Here is a 19,508-nt window from a genome sequence, read left to right as displayed (position 1 = left end):
TCGACCGGAGGGGTCGACAACCGGCCACCTGCGGCCGAATCACCTGGGAAAGCCCGGAGCTTGGCGCAAAACCTACCTGCGAGGTGTTCGCGGATAGTGATTGGGTGACTTCCGTCGGTTATCGCGCTGAGGTGGGGAGTCACGCGTGATCATTCAATTGTACGGCGAGTGGACCGGGCGTTCGGATACGGTCACCGGCTACCAACAGGCGGTGGCCGGTTGCCCGGAACTTGCCGATCGGCACAAGGAATACGTCACCTCCGGTCGGCGGCGGTTCGAGCGGGCGATGCTCGACAAGGGACTCGCCCTCTACATCGACGTCCCGCACCACCTGCTCGGCTTCGACGACTCCGGCGCCCGTGGCATCGCCGAGATCAAGCCGAACAGCTGGGAAGGCGGCTTCCTGAGCTTCGAGGTGGGCAGCGGCCGGCACTGGACCGACGGCCTCGTCACCGCACCCGAATCGGTGTTGTGGCAGGCGATTCACGCCTATTGGAGCGTGAAGGTGCCGGCATACGAAGGCGCGTCCGCGCAGGAGCGGCAGGCGTACCGGCGAGGGCGTCTGCCGTCGGAGGCAAAGGGCGTGCCCACCATCGAGGACCTTTCCGGCCTGATCGACTACACCCGATGCGAGCAGTCCGGGCCGGTCCTGGTGGTCAAGGGCTGGAACATGGAGTTCGAGCAACCCGACAACCGGGACGAGGAGTTGCCCTACCTCGTCGCGCTGTCCGACCCGCTCCGCCATCCCGTCCCGCTCACCGGCCCCTACGGCTCCGGAGGCGATCGCGACGAGACGGCACGGCTGGAGCGCATCAGAAACCAGGATTCCCCGATGCGCATGGGCCGCCGCCGCTGGCCCCGCCCCACACGACGCCCCCGCCCACCGAGAGGACGCACACCCGCCCCCGAAAGAATCACCCCGAACCCCTCACTCACTCGATGACCGAAACCGAACCCGAGTCCGAGCCAAGGCGAGGACGAGGCCCAGACCCGGGCCCGGGGTGAGCACCAGGCGCGCGTGGTCGTCGATTGTCGGCAGCCACCTTTAGGTTGTTCCGGATGAGAACAACGCCGTTGGAACAATTACTGCGTGCGGACTCGGACGACCTCGCCGCCTGGCGTGCCTACAGCGATGTGCTGCTGGAGCAGGGCGACGCCCGGGGCAGGTTGATCGAGTGGGAACTGCGCCTCGTACGCGAGGTACGGGAGGACCGACGCGAGGCACTGCGAACAGAGATCGACCGACTGACGAGGGAGCACGAAGGAAGCTGGGACGCCGAACTCCCGGAGGGTGTCCAGGCCGTCGCGCGCGTGTACGGCTTTGCCACCAAGGTGGCGGTGAACGGGCCGGTGGAGACGCCCGCGCGCATAGCCGAGGCCCTGCGGGGCCGCTTCGTGACCGCGCTGCGCATCCGGCCGGGCACCGTCGCCGAGGAGGCGGACGCCGAATACTGGAGCGACGAGCCCGACTTCGACGATGACGACCTCCCGCTCCCGCCGCCACCGCATGATCCCGGTGCCCTCGCGGACCTCGACCTCGGCCGGATCCGCGAGTTGGACCTCTCGTACTTCCGGATCGGCGATCCCGGAGCCGCGGCCCTCGCCACCGCCGCCTCGGCCGGACTGATCGAGACGCTCGATCTGCGCTATTGCGGCATCGGCGACAACGGCGCTGTGGATCTGGCCTGTTCCGGGAACTTCGGCAACGTCCGGCGGCTGCACTTCCAGCACAATCGGATCACCGGCGAGGGCATGCGCGCACTGGCACGTCTCGACCGACTCGAGGAACTCGACCTCCGGTACAACCACATCGGCGCGGACGGCGTACAGGCCCTGATCGAGGCTCCGTTCGCGGGCTCCCTCAAGCGTCTCCTGCTCCACCGCCAGGACGTCTCCGAGGCCGGTGCGCAGATGCTCGCATCCGCCTCTCGACTCCCGACCGCCCTGCGCAGCTTCTGGAGGAGCGTGTGAACACCGAACTCCGCGACCGCTTCTTTGCCTTGTCGACCGGCTCGGCCGCCCCGGACGAGGTGGCCCGCTATCGCGCCGAGGTCGACGCGACCGATACCGAGGCCGTCGCCGTGATCGACGGACTCGCGATCTCCTGGCATCCGACGGCTCGTTTCAAGGCGGTGCGCTTCATCGACGCGGAGCGCATCGACGAGAGCGTGCGCGAGCTGTTCGCCCGCGCCGGCGAGGAAGCCTCGCACCTGGCCGCCGTGTTCGTGGACCCGCACGAGTTGTCGTTCCGCACCTTCGAGAACATCGTGCCCCTGGACCGGCTGTTCGCGAACGTCCCGCTGAACCTCACGCTCGCCGGGCCCACCGAGATCACCCGGGACGCGTATGTGGCACGCCTGGACCTGCCGGACCTCGCCCGCGCCCGCGTCGAGGGCCTGGACGGGCTGAACCTCTATGTCCCACCACTCAACTCCGGCTCCCGCGGCGGCGAACGCTTCATCTTCCACTCGGCCCTGCTGGCCGACGCCCTCACCAAGGCGGTATCCGAGGCGTTGCCCACCGCCCTCCCGGCCGGCTTCTCGCACGTCAACCCGGTGTTCCGCTGCAACCGCTTCGAGCCCGGCGACGCCAACTTCCACCGCCACCGGGACACCCCCTACTACGACAGCGTCCGAGGACACGTCTCCCGGTACACGGTGCTGCTCTACCTCACCGGCGGCTCGGGCGAACCCGCGCTCGACCTCACCGGGGGTATCGCCCTCACCGACATCGAAGCCTTCACCTGCGTCATCTTCGACCAGCGGTACGAACACGAGGGCGCGCCCTACCGCGACGGCCGCAAGGTCTTCCTGCGCACCGAACTCGTCTTCCATCAGGCCGAGGCCGAGATCGCGCACGACCCGGACATCGGCGCGCTGTTCGGCAAAGCCTGCTACCTGACCGGCGAGAGCGTCTTCGCCCCGGAACTCGCCCGGCACGCCGAGACCTACTACGACCGGGTCGCGGCCGCGCACTGGGGCAGCCTGTCCGCCGATCACGGCGGGAGCGAGCCGTTCGTCCACAAGAGGTTCCGCGGGGTGGACTTCGTCGCGAACGGCTACGACTTCTGGTTCGCCAAGAGCACCGGTCTCTCACTCACCGAATGCGCCGCGATCACGCTGCTCGACTACTTCAACTGCAAGCTCGGCGAGACGGCATTCCGCGACGAGTGCGTGTCGTCCGTGATCGAGGCCAAGGGCACGGACTGGATCCCGGGCTTCCTCGCCGCGCGGCGAGACGGGAGCGGCGACCGCGCGGCGGACGTCGTCGCGGCCTTCGACAAGTCCCTGCTCTTCCCCGAGTCGGAGGAAACGAACGATGCGTGCTGTCCGTTCCACTCCTGGGGCGAGTTCGACGCCACGCGCTTCGACGAGATCGTCGACCTCAACGAGGCAGCGCAGGCCTTCGCCAAGACGCACATCATGCCGGCGCCGATCCTCATGCTCGGTCAGGACGTGGTCCTGGACCCGGAGAAGTTCGTGGTGCGGGGCAACCGGATCCACGTTCTCGGCAAGGAATCACTCACCCCGGTGAACTTCGCGGCGTGCTGGAACTCCGGGGGCATGCCCGCGAATTACATCGACGTGGCGGCCACCGTCGGTGCGGCCCACTTCCTCGTGCCACCGATCCTCTTCACCGAGACGGACGACTGCCACCACCTGCAGTTCGACTTCTTCCGCAACACCTGGATGGTGAAGCACGAGCAACTGCGGGTACCCGTCCCCAGGATCCGCGGCCTCGACGAAATGGAATACGACCCCGACGACTGGGACTCACAGTTCGAAGCGGCCGAGGCCTATCCCTGGATGAGCGCCGTCGACTCCTCCTTGATCGAGGAGCCCCACGGAACCCGTAAGGCCGCTCCGTGGTGGACCGGCGACCGGCCCCTCCTCGATGAGCTCTACAGCCATCTCGCGGACATCGCAGAGGAGTACGAGGACGAGGACGACGACGAGGACGACGAGGAGGACGAGGACGAGTAGCAGGTCGAGAGCGGTCCCTGACGTTCCACCGCAGTAGGTGGTCGAAGTCCTTCGCGGCCTCTGCCGATCGGGTCAGGCATCCCACATGTCGGTCCCATCCGGTCTCCCGATCGGCGGATGGTCCACCGCCCCACCCACCGACGAAGGTTGAGGCATCGCAGGAACGACTCCCGAAAAGGACGCAGACATGACCGCCGCCACGATCGCCCGACCCGCCCAGTCGCCCGCCGGCGGCGTCGCCCCCGAGTCGCCCGCCGGCCCGGTCGTCTCCCGCCGGGTCCGTTGGGCCGCGAAGGGGGCCGCGCTCACTCTGCTGCCGACCGGCCTGTGGCGCACCGCGATCGCCTTCGGCATGCCGAGCGGGTTCGCCGCGGGCGATCCGCTCCACCAGTCCGACTACCCCGGCGAGTACTCGTTCTACTTGATCGGCCTGAGCGTCTTCGCCGAACTCATCGGTCTGCTCGCCCTCGGCCTGGTCCAGCGCTGGGGCGAGGTGATGCCCCGCTGGGTCCCGTGGCTGGGCGGCCGCCGCATTCCGCGCCTGGCCGCGGTGATCCCCGCCGCGACGGGCGCCGTCCTGGTCACCCTGATCACCGTCTTCGGCGCCATCGGTTGGAACGACCCCGACAACATGGGCCACCCCGACTCCCCCGACGGCGGTTACTACTGGTTGATGACCGCCGCCTACGCCCCTCTCCTCCTCTGGGGTCCGCTGCTGGCCATCGCCACCGTCGCCTACCACCGCCGCCGCAAGATCACCGGGTGACGACGACAGGCTCAACGGATCAACGCGTCACCTGCACGATCCCGATGCCCTGCCGCCGTTTCGCTCGCTGTGGACCGTGCCCCGGCGCTCTACCACGGCACGGTCTCGCCGTGCCGATCCAGGAACTGCAGGCCGGGGGCGCCGATGTGCGCCTCCAGCACGTCGACGACGGCCGGGATGCTCTGCTCGGCGGCGAGGGGCGCGTCGGGTCCGCCGAGCCGGGTCCGGTTGTGGCCGGGGTCGATGAGCAGTTTGGTCCGGCCGTCGTCGGCGTAGCGGGTGGCGTAGCTGCGCATGAGCTGGTTCAGCGCGGCCTTGCTGGCCTTGTACAGCTCGTAGCCGTCCTCGGTGTTCCGCGTGATGCTGCCCTGCTCGGAGGACATGACCGCGACGGTGCCGCCGGGCACCACGAGGTCACGGAGGGCCTCCAGGGTACGCAGTGGGCTCAACGCGTTGGTGACCATCACCTCGGTGAACATGTCGGTCGGGACCTCGCCGATCGGCAGGTTGCCTCGGTCGATCGCGGCGTTGACGAAGAGCAGATCGAGTCGCCGGCCGGCCAGGCGTTCGCGCAGCGCGGCCAGCTCGTCGGAGCTGGTCATCTCCAGTGATTCGACCTCGAGCAGCCCGTTCGAGGCATCGGCGTTCGCTTGCAGTTCCCCGCCGCTTCGGCGCGCGGTGGCGGTGACTCGCCAGTCGCGTCGAGCGAGCTCGTTGGCGAGGACGAGTCCCAGTCCTCGGGAGGCTCCGATGACGAGAGCTTGGCGGTTGGACGTGACGGACACATCGACTCCTTCTCGGTGAGTGGAGTTCAACATAGACGCGACGTTGCGTCTAGGCAAGATTATATTGCCGCAGCCGGACGGGTACCGTGTCCCGCATGCCCGCCGCCAGCCCCCAGCCCCGCAGGACGCACTCCGGCAACCGTCGCGACGAGGTCGCGCGCCTGGCCGTGCTTCACGCCGCGGACGATCTGCTCGTCGAACACGGCTTCGGCGCCCTGACCGTCGAGGCGATCGCGCGCCGCGCCGGCGTCGCCAAGCAGACGATCTACCGCTGGTGGCCCTCGAAGGTCGAGATCCTCCTCGACACGCTCATCGAGGACAGCGAAAAGCTTCTTCCCGTCCCGACGGAAACGCCCACGGCGGACGGCATCCGCCGCTACGTACGCGATTTCGCGCGATTCGTCACCGACGACCCCGCCGGCAAAGTCCTGCTCGCGCTCATCGCCGAGGCACAGCACAACCCCGACACGGCCAAAAGCCTGCACCGCCGCTACCTGGCCCCCCGCCGCGACCGGGAACGCGCCATGCTCACACACGCCATCGACGCAGGCGAGATCTCCCCCGCCCTCACCCCCGACGACACCATCGACGCCCTCATCGGCCCGATCGTCTACCGCGCCCTGACCCGGTCGCCGCTCTCCCGCGAATTGCCGAACACCCTCACCGAGGAACTCCTCAAACCTCGCTCACAGTGAGCATCACCAGAGCGACGGCGGCGGGTCGTGGACGCCGACGGCCTGTGCTCCCGCGCGCTCGGCGAGGCCGTGAACGGCCCCTGGCGGCACCGGAGTAGGGGGCGCCGGGTGGGTCGCGACACGAAGCCCGGCGCCCTCGTGGGGGTTTTCCCGGGTCGGGGCGGGGCAGCCGCGAAGGCGACCCGATCGGAGGACGGCGATCATGACCAGTGCGACAACCCCGGGCAGCGCGTCGGACGAACGCAGAACCCTCACCACCGATGTTCCCGCCCGCCTGGACCGGTTGCCGTGGTCATGGTGGCACTGGCGCATTCTGATCGGCCTCGGCACGGTGTGGATCCTCGACGGTCTCGAGGTCACCGTGGTCGGCAACGTCGCCGGCCGGTTGTCCGAATCGGACAGTGGGCTCGACATCACCGCGGCTCAGGTCACCGGGCCGGCCGCCGCGATGTACGTCGCGGGGGCGTGTGTCGGTGCGCTGTTCTTCGCGTGGCTGACGGATCGATTCGGCCGCAAGAAGCTCTTCATGGTCACGCTCGCCGTGTACCTCGTGGGCACCGCGCTGACCGCCCTGTCCGTCCAGGCCTGGATGTTCTTCCTCTTTCGGTTCATCACCGGCCTGGGCATCGGCGGCGAGTACGCGGCCATCAACTCCGCCATCGACGAACTCATGCCGGCCCGCTACCGAGGCCGGGTCGATCTCGCCGTCAACGGCACCTATTGGGCCGGAGCCGCCGGCGGCGCGCTGCTGTCCGTGGTGATGCTCGACACCTCGATCTTCCCCGCCGACATCGGCTGGCGTCTGACCTTCGCGCTGGGCGTCGTGCTCGGCCTGGTCATCCTGTTGGTCCGCCGACACGTCCCCGAATCACCGCGCTGGCTCTACCTGCACGGCCGTGGCGACCAAGCCGAACGCCTGGTCTCCGAGGTCGAGGAGGAGGTGGTGGCCGAGACCACGCGAAGCACCGGCGAGAAGCGCGTATTGCCGGACCCCGAGGGCGAGTTGACCATCGACACCGGCAAGGCCGCGGGTCTGGGCGCGATCGCGCGCAGCGTGGTGCGGGACCATCCGCGTCGGTCGGTCCTGGGCCTGTCGTTGTTCATCGGCCAGGCATTCCTCTACAACGCCATCACCTTCGGCTTCGCGTCGATCCTGGAAACCTTCTACGACGTGCCGAGCAACCGTGCCGGCTACTACTTCGCCGTCATCGCCGTCGGCAACCTGCTCGGTCCGCTGCTGCTGGGGCCGTTGTTCGACTCGGTCGGACGACGCGTGATGATCACCTCGACCTATGTCGGCAGCGCGCTCGCGCTCTTCGTCACCGCCTGGCTGTTCGGAGCAGGGCACCTGAACGCCACCACGCTCACCGCGTGTTGGTGCGTCGTGTTGTTCCTCGCCTCCACCGGCGCGAGCAGCGCCTACCTGACCGTCTCCGAGATCTTCCCGATGGAGGCCCGGGCATCGGCCATCGCACTGTTCTACGCGGTGGGTACCGCGGCGGGCGGAATCGCCGGCCCCCTGGTCTTCTCGGACCTGACCAAGTCCGGCGACGTCGCGGACACCGTGCTCGCGTTCTGCATCGGCGCCGGCCTGATGCTGGCCGCCGGCATCGTCGCCGGATTCCTCGCGATCAACGCCGAAGGGCGCTCCCTCGAGGACATCGCCCCGCCGCTCTCCTCGGTCGACCGCGGCTCGGCGAGCGATTGAGGCCGGTCGTGTCCATCCCCGGCCTCCCCACATCGACGGACGCGCGCTCGGAAGCAGGAACAGGAGCGGAAGCAGGAGCGGAAACGGAAGCGGGTGCGGAGACGGGGCCGGGAGCGCCGCCGAAGCCCCACCCACGCCCCGAACCCCCACCCATCACGTCGAGTTGGTGGCGCGCCGGTGGGTCGCGCCGATGTGGTGCAGGTGGATGAGGATGTCGTAGCTCGCGCGCAGCCGAGTGTTCTCGTATTCGTCGCTGGGCCAGGCGACACCGAGGTTGCGGGTGGGGTGCGCGGCCCCGATCCAGTCGTGCGCGACGCCGGGGGCCGCGGCACGGGTGTCGAGGTACCAGTCACGTCGGGAGACCCTCTCCAGGACGTCCTCGCCGGCGCGGGTGGCGGGCGGGCCGATCGTGAAGCGACGCCACGGTGCGCCGGGGGCGTTCTTGTCGATCGCGTTGAACGATCCCTGGCCGAAGGTGAATCCGGCGTTGACGTAGCGGGCGCCGAGACGTTCGCGCAGGATGCGCCCCTGCGTCCCGCCCGTCGACCGTCAGCGGTACGTATCGGGCCCGGAGGCACGCAGTCGGCGGGTGAAGTCCGCGACGTCACGCGGCTTGCCCAGGGTGGCGACCCGTCGTTGTCCGCGTTCACCCGGCATCAGGTCGACGAAGCGCTGGTGGGTGTACTCGGTGAAGGCCACGGTCCGGCCGTCGGGGACACGATTCATCCCGGCGCAGGACGCCGTGGGCTGGATGCCGGATGTGCACCACGCGCAACTCCTGTTCGGTCTTCTCCGCCGTCGTCGCCGTCCTGCGCACGACCAAGGAGCCGCCGTCGGGCTCCGCCGAGCGGGTGCACTCGTCCTGCGCACTCGTCTTGTCGCAGGCCGGGACGTCCTCAAGGTCGGCGCGACTGCCCAAGACGGGACGGGTGAGCACCACAGTGAGCGCGGAGGAGCCGTTCCGGTTGGTGTATGTCGCGGAGACGCTCGCCTCGGTCCTGAGCACTCGCGGGGAGTCCACCTCGAATCGGGTCACCCCATCGGTGGGTCCACCGCCCGGGGGAACGGCCTTCGCCAGGAGAGGCAACAGGTCGCGCGGTGCGGGGGCCGCCCGGAGGTCGCCGGTTCGATCGGCGGGTCCGGACCCGCCCGTGCGGGATCAGGCGTCGGCGTCCTGGGGTTCGTTCAGCCACTCCTCCACCGTCTTGCCTCGGCGCCAGTAGCCGGCCGCGTGCAGGGTGTCCCGGTTCAGACCGCGTTCGTTGCGCAGGTAGCGACGGATGGTGCGCACGGTGAGTGCCTCGCCGGCGACCCAGGCGTGCACGGTGCCGTCCGGCCAGGGGAATTCACAGACCGCGTCGGCCAATTGGTCGTCGTCGGGGTCGGTCGAGGTGTCCCGGTGCAACCATCGGATCCGCACGTCGGTGCCCGGTGCCGCGCTCAGGGGCTGCTCCTCGAAGCGGTCGGCGACCTCGACGAAGACGTGCGCGCGTGTGCCGGGGGTGAGGCGTTCGAGAATCGAGGCCACGGCGGGCAGCGCCGTCTCGTCCCCGGCGATCAACAACTGGTCGGCGTCGGCGGGCGGGAGCGTACCGACCGCCGGGCCGGCTATCCCGAGCACGTCGCCGGGTCGGGCCTCGCGGGCCCATTCCACGGCTCGGCCGTGGCCGTGGATCACGAAGTCGATGTCGAGTTGGAGCCCGGCCGGGTCGAAGCGCCGCACGGTGTAGTTGCGCGCGTGCGGCGGTGTCGCGCCGGCGGGATAGATCAGGCCCTCGGGGCCGAATTCGGGCAGCACCGGTATGCGTTCGCCCCGAGGCGGAAAGAAGAGTTTGACCCGTTCGTCGGCCTGCCTTCCTCCCTCGAACGTACGCAACTCCTCGCCACCGAGCGTCAACCGCAACATTCTCGGCGTCACCTCGGCCGACCGCACGACCGTGGCCCGACAGGTGCGAATCGGCGATCGTCCGGTACGGTCACGGGTGTCGCCGGCCTGGTCGTCTCGCGCCATGGGATGCCCCCTCGTCGTTTCGGTCCCGATTGCTCGGCGCCTCGGGTCGGAATCGGCTTGCGTGTGCGACGCCCGGCGGTACGGCGTCGCAACCGGGCGTACTGGGCAAGTCTTTCAGGTATGCCTTACCTTACTGGGGTGTCTCTCCGGGTCGATTCCCCCGATGCCCCGTCCGCCGTCGCCGCGTCCGACGCCCGGGCCGCGCCCGGCCGTTCCTCGCGTGTCGGGCTGCTCGTGATGCTGGCCGTGCTGCTGCTCGGCGCGCTGTTCGCGTCCCTGGCGATCGGCACGCGCAACGTCGCGCCGAGCGAGGTGCTCGCCATGCTCGGCGGCGAACGTACCGGTGACGCCGGGCTGATTCGCGATCTGCGGGTGCCGCGCACGCTCCTGGGACTCCTGGTGGGCGTCGCGCTGGGGATGGCCGGCGCCGTCGCCCAGAACGTGACCCGCAACCCGTTGGCCGACCCCGGTCTGATCGGGGTCAGCGCGGGTGCGGCGTTCGCGGTCGCGGCGAGTGTGGGTCTGCTCGGACTGACCGGATCGCACAGCTACCTGTGGTTCGCCTTCCTCGGCGCGGCGATCGCGGGTGCGATCGCCTATCTGGTGGGCGGGGCGGGCGTGGGTGGTGCGACACCCGCCAAGCTCGCGCTCGCGGGGGCCGCGGTCAGCGCGCTGCTGGAGGCCGGGACCGGCGCGCTCGTGCTGACCGATCCCGACTCGCTGAACCGCTACCGCTCCTGGGCGGTCGGTTCGCTCGCCGGCCGGGACAGCGAAACCACCTTGTTCCTGGTGCCGTTCGTCGTGGTCGGGATCTGCCTCGCGCTGAGTCTGACCGGTCGGCTCAACGCGCTGGCGCTCGGCGACGAGTTGGCCACCACGCTGGGCACGCGGGCGGGCACCACCCGGGCGCTGGGCGCGCTCGTGGTCGTCCTGCTGACCGGCACCGCGGTCGCCGCCGCGGGGCCGATCGTGTTCGTCGGTCTGGTGGTGCCGCATGTGCTGCGGGCCTTCACCGGTCCCGACGCCCGCTGGCTGGTGCCGTGTTCGGGGCTGGCCGGTGCGGTGTTGTTGCTGGTCGCCGACGTGGTCGGGCGGGTGATCGCACGGCCCACGGAGGTGGAGGTCGGCGTGGTCACCGCCTTCCTCGGGGCGCCCTTCCTCATATATCTGGTCAGGCGCGGAAGGATCGGGGAACACGCCGGATGAAGACTGCCGATCCCGCACCGCGCGTCCTGCGCTGGGAGCGCGGGCCCCTGGGGTTCGCCGTGCGCCCGCGTACGCTCGCCGCCGCCGTCGGCCTGACGGTGCTCGTCTTCGTCGGCCTGATCGCGTCACTGGCGCTGGGCGACTACCACCTGCCGTGGCGCGACGTGGTCACCGGGCTGTTCGGGGCGGGTCCCGCCGACGCCGAGTTGGTCGTGCACGAACTCCGGCTCCCGCGGGCCCTGGTGGGAGTGTTGGTCGGATTCGCACTCGGGATGGCCGGGGCGGTCTTCCAGGCCGTGACCCGCAATCCGCTCGCCGGGCCGGACCTGATCGGGATCACGGCCGGCGCCGGGGCCGGCGCGGTGCTGGCGATCCTGCTGGGCGGTGTGAGCACCACGCAGTCCACGACCTACGGCGCGGTGCCCTTCGGCGCCCTGGTCGGCGCGCTCGCGACGGCCGCCGCCATCTATCTGTTGGCGTTTCGCGGCGGCACCATCTCCGGGTACGGCTTCGTGCTCGTGGGCATCGCGGTCAACGGCATGCTCGCGGCGCTCACCCGCTGGATGCTCGCGCGCGTCGACGTGAACACCGCGACCCGGGCCACCTCGTGGCTGACCGGCAGCCTGGACGGGCGCGAGTACACCCACGTGCGCTGGTTGGGCTATGCGCTCGTGCTGCTGGTGCCGGCGACGATCGCGCTCGCGCGGCCGTACCGCATGCTCCAGTTCGACGACGACACCGCCGCGAGCCTGGGCATGCCGGTCACCCGCTCGCGGATCGCGCTGCTCGTGCTGGCGACGGGACTGACGGCGGCGGCCACCGCGTGCGCGGGACCGGTGGTCTTCGTCGCGCTCGCCGCCCCGCAGATCGCCCGCAGACTGGCCGGCACCCCCGGGTTGCCCCTGGTCGTGAGCGGTCTCGTCGGCGCGGCCCTGGTGGTCGTGGCGGACGTGGTGGCCCGCACCGCGTTCACCAACGAACTCCCGGTCGGCATCGTCACCGGTGCCGTCGGGGCGCCGTACCTGCTGTGGTTGCTCGCCCGGAACAACCGGGCCGGAAAGGGAGGCTGACGTGGGTTCCGCGCCGGAGCAGACGAAGCAGACGGATCACCCGGACGACACGGAGGCAACCGAGCCGGCCGAACTCGCCGGAACGGTCGGACCGGTCGGACCGGTCGGACCGGTCGCGCAGTCCGCGCCGATCGAACCGGCCGAGCGGCCCGGTCCGACCGGGCAGGCCGCGCAGGCCGCGCAGGCCGCGCAGATCGGACCGTCCGTGCAGGCCGAGCACACGACGCAGCACACCGCACCGGCGACGGAGCAAGGCGCGCCGGACGCCGCCCCTCCCTCCGCTCCGCCGAAGAACGCCTCCGGTACCCCCGCGACGACCGCCGCCCCCGGGATGACCGCCGAAGGCATCACCCTCGGCTACGGCGAACGCATCGTCGCCCGGGACCTGGACCTCGACATCCCCGCCGGCCGGGTGACCGCCCTGGTCGGGCCCAACGCGTGCGGGAAGTCGACCGCTCTGCGCGCCCTCGCCCGGTTGCTGAAACCGCGTCAGGGCACCGTCCTGCTCGACGGCGAGGGCGTTTCCCGGTTGTCCGGGCGGGACTTCGCCCAACGGCTCGCGCTGTTGCCCCAGTCCCCGACCGCGCCCGAGGGCATCACCGTGCGCGATCTGGTCGCGCGCGGTCGCACTCCGTACCAGCGGTGGTGGCGGCAGTGGTCCTCCTCCGACGACGCCGTCGTGGACGCCGCGCTCAAGGCCACCGGCGTGGACGCGCTGGCCGGTCGAGGCATCGACGAGCTCTCCGGCGGGCAGCGCCAACGGGTATGGATCGCGATGGCGTTGGCCCAGGACACCCCCGTGCTGCTGCTCGACGAACCGACCACCTACCTCGACCTGGCCTATCAGGTCGACGTGTTGGAGCTGGTGGCCGAACTGGGTCGCGCCGAGGGCCGGACCGTGGTGATGGTCATCCACGAGCTCAACCACGCGTGCCGGTACGCCGATCACCTGATCGCGATGCGCGACGGCCGGGTGGTCGCGGCCGGGCCGCCCGCCGAGGTGGTCACGCCGGAGCTGGTGCGCGAGGTGTTCGACCTGCGCGCGGCGGTGATCGAGTGCCCCATCGCGGGCACACCACTGGTGATCCCGGTCGGGGGTCGTCGCTAGACCCGCGTCGAACAAACCTCGCGACGGGGCCCTCCTCGCTCCCACCCGGCGGTACACCATGCCCGCCCTTCGCGCCGCACGGCATCCCCGGCGGCGCGAAGGCGCGCCTGTCGCCCCTGTCGAAGACGCCCGTCGCTCAGTGCGCGGGCACCAGATAGCCGGCCACCGAGCGCAGCTTCTCGCAGGTCTCCTCGAACTCGCGCCCGGGCTCGGACTGTTCCACGATGCCCGCGCCCGCCTGGAGCCACGTCCTGCCGTCGCGCCGGAAGAGCGTGCGCAACACCAGGGCCGCGTCCAGCGTCCCGTCGTGGTCCATGGTCAACACCGCGCCGCTGTACAGCCCGCGCGGACCCGTCTCGTGTCGCCGGATCGCGCGGTACGCCGCCGGTTTGGGCACGCCCGACGCGGTGACCGCGGGGAACAGCGCCGCGAACGCGTCCCACGATCCGACGCCGGGCGCGAGCCGGCCCACCAGTGACGATGCCAGGTGCTGCACGCTGCCGCGCGGCTTGACCGACATATAGTCGGTGACCATCACCGTGCCCGGGTCGCACAACGGCACCAGTTCGTCGTAGGCGACCTTGACCGAAATGGCGTGCTCGTAGATCTCCTTGGCGTCGCTGAGCAGGTCGTCGCGTCGCGACAGGTCGGCCGCCTCCCCGCCGCCGAGTGCGCGGGTGCCGGCGAGCGGCTGGGTGCCGACGTTGCGATCGGCGTCCACGGACACCACGATCTCGGGACTGAAGCCGGTCGCACACACGCCGCCCAGGTCGAGCAGGAACGAGCGGGTGGGCGTGTTTCCGCGCCGCCCGGCGAGGTAGGTGCCGACCATGTCCACCGGTGTGGGCACCTCGACGGTCCGGGACAGGATGACCTTGCGCAGCAGCCGTGCGCGGATCTCGTCCACCGCCGCGCCGACCGCCGAGCGGTACTCGCCGGCGCCGCCGGCCGCGACGTCGAGGGTCACCGGATCCTTGCGCGGCGCCGGTCGATGTGCGGTCAACAGTGCCACGACCGCGGCGAGTTCCCCGGCGTCGACGGCGCGTATTCGTGCCCGGCCCTGCCTCAGGCGTACCTCGATGCGGGGAACGAAAAGGTGCAACAACGGTTCTTCACCCACCAGTTCCGGCATGCCAGCCTGAAGGTAGGCGAACTCGAACCCGGCCCACCCGTAGGCGCGCCAGCGTGACACCGGGGCCTCGCGCAGGAATTCGTCCACCACCGGCAGCGGCGAGTCGACCCACGACCGCACGCTGTCACCACCGCCACCGCCACTACAGCGGACCTCGTGCTTGGTCACCACGACCTCGACGAGCGCTCCCAGGCCCACGCACCATTCGTCGTCCCGCTCGTAGACCACATGCGCACGGCCGCCCACGATGCTCGACGATGCCTCGGCCAAGGCTGCGGCCAGGTCCAAAGGATCTTCGGACAAAGGGAGTTCCCGCTCGACGTAGTCGGACACGACAGCCTCCGCGATTCGGCACAGTGACAGGTTAGGCAAGGCTAACCTATTGATCCACAGCCCTGGTCACATCGCGCGAGGTTAGGTTAGCCTCCCCTACTGAAAGGCAATAGTGCTTCGTGTGCCCTTCGAGGCCACCACTCAGAAGGGAAACGCTCGTTGACCTCCTCTCGGCACGACGGAAAGACCACTCACGACCTGATCGGGGTCGGATTCGGGCCTTCGAACCTGGCGCTCGCCGTCGCGATCGAGGAACACAACGCGCGCACCTCGTCGGACCACCGCGTGGACGCCCTGTTCCTGGAGAAACAGCCCACCTTCGGCTGGCATCGCGGCATGCTCGTGGACGGCGCGACGATGCAGGTCTCCTTCCTCAAGGACCTTGCCACGATGCGCAATCCGACCAGTGACTTCAGCTTCGTCAACTATCTTCACTCGATCGACCGACTCGTCGATTTCGTCAATCACAAGGTGTTCTTCCCGCTCCGGGCCGAGTTCCACGGATACCTCGAATGGGCCGCCGCCCGGGTGGCCCACCATGTGCGGTACGACGCCGAGGTGTTGGCCGTCGAGCCCGTTCTCACCGATGGCCGGATCACCGCGTTCGACGTCGCCGTGGCGGGGGATCCCACCACCCACCGCGCCCGCAACGTCGTGCTCGCCCCGGGCCTGATGCCGCACCTGCCCGAGGGAGTCGAGGCCTCCGCCCGGGTCTGGCACAACTCCCGGCTCGTGCCCAACGTCGCCGCCACCGACCCGACGACCGTGCGCACCGCGGTGGTCGTCGGCGCCGGACAAAGCGCCGCCGAGACCGCGGACTACCTCTACCGACGCTTCCCCGACGCCGAGGTGCACGCGGTCTTCAGCCGCTACGGCTACTCCCCCGCCGACGACAGCCCGTTCGCCAACCGGATCTTCGACCCCGCGGCCGTCGACCACTACTTCGAGGCGCCCGAGCAGGTCAAGCGGCAACTGACGGAGTATCACCGGAACACGAACTACTCGGTCGTGGACGGCGATCTGATCGAAGAGTTGTACCGGCGGGTGTACGAGGAGCGCGTCCAGGGCCGCCAACGCCTGTACATCCGGCACGCCTCCCGGGTCGTCGACCTGCGGGACGACCCCGAAGCAGCGCACGTGGACGTCGAGTTCCTGCCCACCGGCAAGACCGAGACACTGCGCGCCGACGTGGTCGTCTACGCCACGGGATACCGCCCCGGCGACGGACTCGCGCTCTTCGGCAACACCGCCCGGGCCTGCGTGCGCGACGAGTACGGACGCCCCCGCCTCGGCCGCGACTACCGGGTGGTCACCGAACCCCCGCTCAGCGCCGGGATCTACCTTCAGGGTGGCACCGAGCACACCCACGGCATCGGCTCCACCCTGCTGTCCAACATCGCGGTCCGCGCCGGCGAGATCCTCACCTCCATCAACGACCGCTCCGGCCCGGACCCCACCACCGCGACCGAGAACCCGACCGCGATCGCGAACGGCCTGATCCCCACCTCCCGGCAGGGTTGATCGGTGCGCCTGGGCGACATCGCGGTCGACATCACACCACTGCGGGCCAATCGCGAGTTCCGGCTGCTGTTCTCCGCCACCGCACTGTCCATGCTCGGGACCGCGCTGACCTCGGTCGCCGCGAGCATCCAGGTCTACGACCTGGGCGAGTCCTCGCTGCACGTGGGGTTGGTCAACCTGGTGATCGGCGTCAGCCTGTGCGCGGGCCTGCTGGCCGGCGGCGTACTGGCCGACCGCACCGACCGGCGCCGGCTCATCCTGTCCACCCGCGCCGGTTCCGCGGTCGTCGTGCTCGCGCTGGCCGGCAACGCCCTCGCACCCGAGCCCCAACTGTGGTTCGTCTACCTCGCGGCCATCGCCGCCGGCATCGCCGGCGGCCTGGGCGCACCCGCCCTGATGGCCGTCACACCGGCCCTCGCCGGGCGCGAACACCTCGCGGCGGCAGGGGCACTGCTCACCCTGACCACCCAGTTCGGCGCGATGGTGGGCCCCAGCCTGGCGGGCCTGATCGCCGCCGGCCCGGGCGTCGCGGTGTGCTACCTGATCGACGCGGCCGGGTTCGTGGTCGGCGCGGCCCTGCTGTGGCGACTGCCGCAACTGCACCCCGAACCCGACGAGGACGCAGACGCCGACACCGCGGCCACGCAGCACCCCGTGCAGGCCATCCTGGACGGGCTGCGACACGTACGCGCGAACAGGATCATCCGCGGGCTGATGCTCGTCGACCTGGCGGCCGTCGTCCTGGCCATGCCGTACGCCCTGTTCCCCGAGATGGGCCACGAGGTCTTCGACGGCGGACCCACGGCGGTCGGCCTGCTCTACACCGCCCCCGCCGTGGGTGCCTTCCTCGGTGCCCTGGCCAGCGGTTGGGTCTCGCGGGTGCAACGCCCCGGGGTGACCCTGATCGCGGTGGCCGCACTGTGGGGCGCGGCGATCGCCGCCTTCGGCCTGACCCGGCACCTGTGGCTCGGCCTGCTCGTCCTGGCGGTGGCCGGCGGCGCCGACACCATCTCCGAGATCCTGCGCCGCGCCCTCCTCCAGCAGTACACGCCCGACCGGCTCCAGGGCCGGGTGGGCAGCCTGTGGCTGGCCCAGGCCACCGCGGGCCCGGCCACCGGCAACGCGCTCTCCGGCGGCGTCGCCCGCCTGATCGGCCCCGGCGCCACCCTCGTGGCCGGCGGCCTGGCCTGTGTCGCCGCGGTCCTCGCGGTCGCCACCGCGCTGCCCGCGCTGCGGGCCGCGGAACCGACCTCCACGCCGGCCGCAGAGGCGGCGACCCCGACCGATCCCGCCGCGGCCGATGACCCCTCCCCCGGCGCCACGCCGCCGACGACATCGACGACCACGAAAGGCTGACCCGCCGTGACGAACCCCTTCGACGACGACTCCGGGACGTTCCTGGCCCTGCTCAACGACGAGGGCCAGTACTCCTTGTGGCCCGCGTTCCTGAACGTGCCCGACGGTTGGCGCGCCGAACACGGACCCGCCGCACGGGCCCAGTGCCTGGAACACATCGAGACCAATTGGACCGACATGCGGCCGCGTTCCCTCGTGGCTGCCACCGAGAACTGAGCGGAGAGCACCGGTGCTGCGCACGCTGCTGAGTGGCAAGATCCATCGGGCCCGGGTGACACAGGCCGACCTGCACTACGTCGGATCGCTGACGGTCGACGAGGACCTGCTCGACGCGGCCGGCATCACCGAGGGCGAGGTGGTCCAGGTCGTCGACATCGACACCGGGGCGCGCCTGACCACGTACGCGATCCCCGGCCCGCGCGGCAGCGGGGTGATCGGCGCCAACGGGGCCGCGGCGCGGCTGATCCACCCGGGCGACCTGGTCATCGTGATGGCGTTCGCGCTCCTGGACGAGGCCGAACTGGCCGCGCATCGCCCGCGCGTGGTGCACGTCGACGCGGACAACCGCATCGTGGCACTGGGCGCCGACCCGGCCGAGCCGGTGCCCGGCATGCCGGGACAGATCGCCGGCACCACGGTCGCCGTACTCTGAGCCGGTCGGACCTCGAACGGCCGAGCCCCCGACTCCCGTGCGTCGCACGGGAGTCGGGGCCCTTCGCATTCCGTCGGGTGCCCGCGATCAGCCCTTCGCGGCCTGGGCCGCGGCGTCCACGCGCGGCATGATCTTGTCGATCACGTACTCCACGGCGAGCGGGGTCGGCGCACGCAGGGCCCAGAAGTCGTTGGAGTCCAGCGGGACGTACGAACCACGCTTGACCACGTTCAGCTTGGCGAACTGCGGGTTGCCCTCGATCGCCTTCTTCAGCGCGTCGTCCGCGTTGTAGTTGCTCAACAGCACGCCCACTTCGAGCACGTCCAGCCGCTCCATGCTCAACTCGGCCGCGAATCCGGCGCCGGGCAGACCGGCGATGGCATCCGGGAACGTCATCCCGAACCCGGCGAGCAGCTTCACCGAGGTGTCCGACTTGTCCTTGAGCACCGCGACCGTGCCCGCGTTCTGCGCGTTGGTCAGCGCGAAGGACTTGCCCTTGATCGCGGGATGGCTCGTGGCCACCCCGGCGATCTTGGCCTCCAGGTCCGTCACCAGCTTCTCGGCCTCGGTGGACTTGCCCAGCGCCTTGCCGACCTGCCGGGTCACCTGCTGCCAACTGTCCTGCGAGGGGCCGGTCTCGAACGCCGTGGTCGGCGCGATCTTGCTGAGCTTGTCGTACTCCTGCTCGACCCAGTAGTCGGTGTTCGCCAGGATCAGGTCGGGCTGAAGCGCGAGCACCTTCTCCAGTGGAGCACCGTTCTCGCCCATCGTGATGATCTGCGGCTTGTCGCCGGCCAGCTTGGGCTTGGCCCACGGTGCCACCCCGTCCGGCGGGGTCGTCTCGACCATGCCGGCGAGCTTGGTCGCCAGCGCGAGCGCGGCGTCCTGATCCCCCTCGCCCAGCGCGACGATGCGCTTCGGCGCCTTCTTGATCGTGGTGGTACCCAACTTGTGGGTGATCGTGATCGGGTACGTCGGCGCCGCCGCGCCACCCGTCCCGGGAGAGCCCGCCGCCGGACCGGAGGCGGGCGGGGCGCCGGAGGCATCCTTCTTGTCGTCGTCGCCACAGGCTGCGAGGCCGAACACGAGTGCCACGGCTATCCCGGCCGCGGCGAGGCGGCCGGTGCCGGTGCGGCGGGCGGCGGTGCGGCCGACGAAGGGCGGCGCTGCGATTCTTCGCAT

Annotated in this window: 19 protein-coding genes; 13 read left to right on the top strand and 6 right to left on the bottom strand. The window is 70.4% G+C overall.

The window, feature by feature from the left end:
- Positions 1 to 145: 145 nt before the first annotated feature.
- The 4 genes from OG948_RS50815 to OG948_RS50800 all read left to right on the top strand — a co-directional run bounded on the left by OG948_RS50815 (position 146) and on the right by OG948_RS50800 (position 4,749).
- Positions 146 to 943 carry a hypothetical protein gene (locus tag OG948_RS50815; protein WP_331771861.1) on the top strand — a complete coding sequence of 266 codons (798 nt, stop codon included), beginning with the start codon at positions 146 to 148 and terminating at the stop codon, positions 941 to 943.
- 116 nt (positions 944 to 1,059) lie between these two features.
- Positions 1,060 to 1,971, top strand: coding sequence for a hypothetical protein (locus OG948_RS50810; protein ID WP_331771860.1), 912 nt, complete (start codon positions 1,060 to 1,062; stop codon positions 1,969 to 1,971).
- Entirely contained in the window at positions 1,968 to 3,983 is a 2,016-nt protein-coding gene (locus OG948_RS50805) for a hypothetical protein (protein ID WP_331771859.1), read from the top strand. The genes OG948_RS50810 and OG948_RS50805 overlap by 4 nt, the downstream gene beginning before the upstream one ends.
- 187 nt (positions 3,984 to 4,170) lie before the next feature.
- Positions 4,171 to 4,749, top strand: coding sequence for a hypothetical protein (locus OG948_RS50800; protein ID WP_331771858.1), 579 nt, complete (start codon positions 4,171 to 4,173; stop codon positions 4,747 to 4,749).
- 89 nt (positions 4,750 to 4,838) lie between these two features.
- Here OG948_RS50800 and OG948_RS50795 read toward each other — a convergent pair whose 3' ends face one another.
- Positions 4,839 to 5,567, bottom strand: coding sequence for an SDR family NAD(P)-dependent oxidoreductase (locus OG948_RS50795; RefSeq protein WP_331771857.1), 729 nt, complete (start codon positions 5,565 to 5,567; stop codon positions 4,839 to 4,841).
- Between the two features lie 62 nt (positions 5,568 to 5,629).
- Between OG948_RS50795 and OG948_RS50790 the strand changes: the two genes are divergently transcribed.
- Together OG948_RS50790 and OG948_RS50785 are read left to right on the top strand one after the other, a co-directional pair.
- Positions 5,630 to 6,229, top strand: a complete 600-nt coding sequence (locus OG948_RS50790) for a TetR/AcrR family transcriptional regulator (RefSeq protein WP_331771856.1) — start codon at positions 5,630 to 5,632, stop codon at positions 6,227 to 6,229.
- A gap of 202 nt (positions 6,230 to 6,431) precedes the next feature.
- Positions 6,432 to 7,937: an MFS transporter gene (locus OG948_RS50785; protein WP_331771855.1), complete on the top strand. Its 1,506-nt coding sequence runs from the start codon at positions 6,432 to 6,434 to the stop codon at positions 7,935 to 7,937.
- A gap of 153 nt (positions 7,938 to 8,090) precedes the next feature.
- On the opposite strand, the gene OG948_RS50780 is transcribed toward OG948_RS50785, so the two are convergent.
- The 3 genes from OG948_RS50780 to OG948_RS50770 all read right to left on the bottom strand — a co-directional run bounded on the left by OG948_RS50780 (position 8,091) and on the right by OG948_RS50770 (position 9,948).
- Positions 8,091 to 8,459, bottom strand: a complete 369-nt coding sequence (locus OG948_RS50780) for an erythromycin esterase family protein (protein WP_406300910.1) — start codon at positions 8,457 to 8,459, stop codon at positions 8,091 to 8,093.
- Between the two features lie 27 nt (positions 8,460 to 8,486).
- On the bottom strand, positions 8,487 to 8,663 hold the full coding sequence (locus OG948_RS50775) for a hypothetical protein (protein ID WP_331771854.1): 177 nt from the start codon (positions 8,661 to 8,663) through the stop codon (positions 8,487 to 8,489).
- 433 nt (positions 8,664 to 9,096) lie between these two features.
- Positions 9,097 to 9,948, bottom strand: a complete 852-nt coding sequence (locus OG948_RS50770) for a siderophore-interacting protein (protein ID WP_406300704.1) — start codon at positions 9,946 to 9,948, stop codon at positions 9,097 to 9,099.
- A 234-nt stretch (positions 9,949 to 10,182) separates the two neighbouring features.
- Here OG948_RS50770 and OG948_RS50765 point away from each other — a divergent pair, with 234 nt between their 5' ends.
- The 3 genes from OG948_RS50765 (at position 10,183) to OG948_RS50755 (ending at position 13,332) form a co-directional block, all read left to right on the top strand.
- On the top strand, positions 10,183 to 11,154 hold the full coding sequence (locus OG948_RS50765) for a FecCD family ABC transporter permease (protein ID WP_406300909.1): 972 nt from the start codon (positions 10,183 to 10,185) through the stop codon (positions 11,152 to 11,154).
- Positions 11,151 to 12,224 (top strand): iron chelate uptake ABC transporter family permease subunit, encoded by a 1,074-nt coding sequence (locus OG948_RS50760; RefSeq protein ID WP_331771851.1) that lies wholly within the window; start codon positions 11,151 to 11,153, stop codon positions 12,222 to 12,224. Before OG948_RS50765 ends, OG948_RS50760 begins: the two co-directional genes overlap by 4 nt.
- Positions 12,225 to 12,555: 331 nt before the next feature.
- Complete coding sequence (locus OG948_RS50755; RefSeq protein ID WP_331773569.1) at positions 12,556 to 13,332, top strand: ABC transporter ATP-binding protein; 777 nt, start codon at positions 12,556 to 12,558, stop codon at positions 13,330 to 13,332.
- A 136-nt stretch (positions 13,333 to 13,468) separates the two neighbouring features.
- Here the strand turns inward: OG948_RS50755 and OG948_RS50750 are convergent, their stop codons facing one another.
- Positions 13,469 to 14,797: a salicylate synthase gene (locus OG948_RS50750; RefSeq protein WP_331771850.1), complete on the bottom strand. Its 1,329-nt coding sequence runs from the start codon at positions 14,795 to 14,797 to the stop codon at positions 13,469 to 13,471.
- A gap of 159 nt (positions 14,798 to 14,956) precedes the next feature.
- Here OG948_RS50750 and OG948_RS50745 point away from each other — a divergent pair, with 159 nt between their 5' ends.
- Genes OG948_RS50745 through panD form a run of 4 tightly spaced genes read left to right on the top strand, consistent with a single transcriptional unit; the run spans position 14,957 to position 18,326 of the window.
- Positions 14,957 to 16,318, top strand: coding sequence for a lysine N(6)-hydroxylase/L-ornithine N(5)-oxygenase family protein (locus OG948_RS50745; protein WP_331771849.1), 1,362 nt, complete (start codon positions 14,957 to 14,959; stop codon positions 16,316 to 16,318).
- 3 nt (positions 16,319 to 16,321) lie between these two features.
- Positions 16,322 to 17,674 (top strand): enterobactin transporter EntS, encoded by a 1,353-nt coding sequence (gene entS / locus OG948_RS50740; protein WP_331771848.1) that lies wholly within the window; start codon positions 16,322 to 16,324, stop codon positions 17,672 to 17,674.
- A 6-nt stretch (positions 17,675 to 17,680) separates the two neighbouring features.
- The gene (locus OG948_RS50735; RefSeq protein ID WP_331771847.1) at positions 17,681 to 17,890 is read left to right on the top strand and encodes an MbtH family protein; all 210 of its coding nucleotides are present in this window, start codon (positions 17,681 to 17,683) and stop codon (positions 17,888 to 17,890) included.
- Between the two features lie 13 nt (positions 17,891 to 17,903).
- Positions 17,904 to 18,326, top strand: a complete 423-nt coding sequence (panD, locus tag OG948_RS50730) for an aspartate 1-decarboxylase (RefSeq protein ID WP_331771846.1) — start codon at positions 17,904 to 17,906, stop codon at positions 18,324 to 18,326.
- An 87-nt stretch (positions 18,327 to 18,413) separates the two neighbouring features.
- Here panD and OG948_RS50725 read toward each other — a convergent pair whose 3' ends face one another.
- Positions 18,414 to 19,508, bottom strand: a complete 1,095-nt coding sequence (locus OG948_RS50725; RefSeq protein WP_331771845.1) for an ABC transporter substrate-binding protein — start codon at positions 19,506 to 19,508, stop codon at positions 18,414 to 18,416.

Source organism: Embleya sp. NBC_00888, from assembly GCF_045207655.1.
In the GTDB taxonomy this organism is placed as follows: domain Bacteria; phylum Actinomycetota; class Actinomycetes; order Streptomycetales; family Streptomycetaceae; genus Embleya.
The sequence above is the reverse complement of the archived record's forward strand: the minus strand, read 5'-3'. Positions and strand labels throughout refer to the sequence as shown.

What these genes read in the sequence shown, in the direction of transcription:
- OG948_RS50810 (WP_331771860.1), top strand. Translation starts at nt 1,060, where the DNA reads ATGAGAACAACGCCGTTGGAACAATTACTGCGTGCGGACTCGGACGAC.
- OG948_RS50800 (WP_331771858.1), top strand. Translation starts at nt 4,171, where the DNA reads ATGACCGCCGCCACGATCGCCCGACCCGCCCAGTCGCCCGCCGGCGGC.
- OG948_RS50795 (WP_331771857.1), bottom strand. Translation starts at nt 5,567, where the DNA reads ATGTTGAACTCCACTCACCGAGAAGGAGTCGATGTGTCCGTCACGTCC.
- OG948_RS50790 (WP_331771856.1), top strand. Translation starts at nt 5,630, where the DNA reads ATGCCCGCCGCCAGCCCCCAGCCCCGCAGGACGCACTCCGGCAACCGT.
- OG948_RS50785 (WP_331771855.1), top strand. Translation starts at nt 6,432, where the DNA reads ATGACCAGTGCGACAACCCCGGGCAGCGCGTCGGACGAACGCAGAACC.
- OG948_RS50775 (WP_331771854.1), bottom strand. Translation starts at nt 8,663, where the DNA reads ATGAATCGTGTCCCCGACGGCCGGACCGTGGCCTTCACCGAGTACACC.
- OG948_RS50770 (WP_406300704.1), bottom strand. Translation starts at nt 9,948, where the DNA reads ATGGCGCGAGACGACCAGGCCGGCGACACCCGTGACCGTACCGGACGA.
- OG948_RS50760 (WP_331771851.1), top strand. Translation starts at nt 11,151, where the DNA reads ATGAAGACTGCCGATCCCGCACCGCGCGTCCTGCGCTGGGAGCGCGGG.
- OG948_RS50755 (WP_331773569.1), top strand. Translation starts at nt 12,556, where the DNA reads ATGACCGCCGAAGGCATCACCCTCGGCTACGGCGAACGCATCGTCGCC.
- OG948_RS50725 (WP_331771845.1), bottom strand. Translation starts at nt 19,508, where the DNA reads ATGCGAAGAATCGCAGCGCCGCCCTTCGTCGGCCGCACCGCCGCCCGC.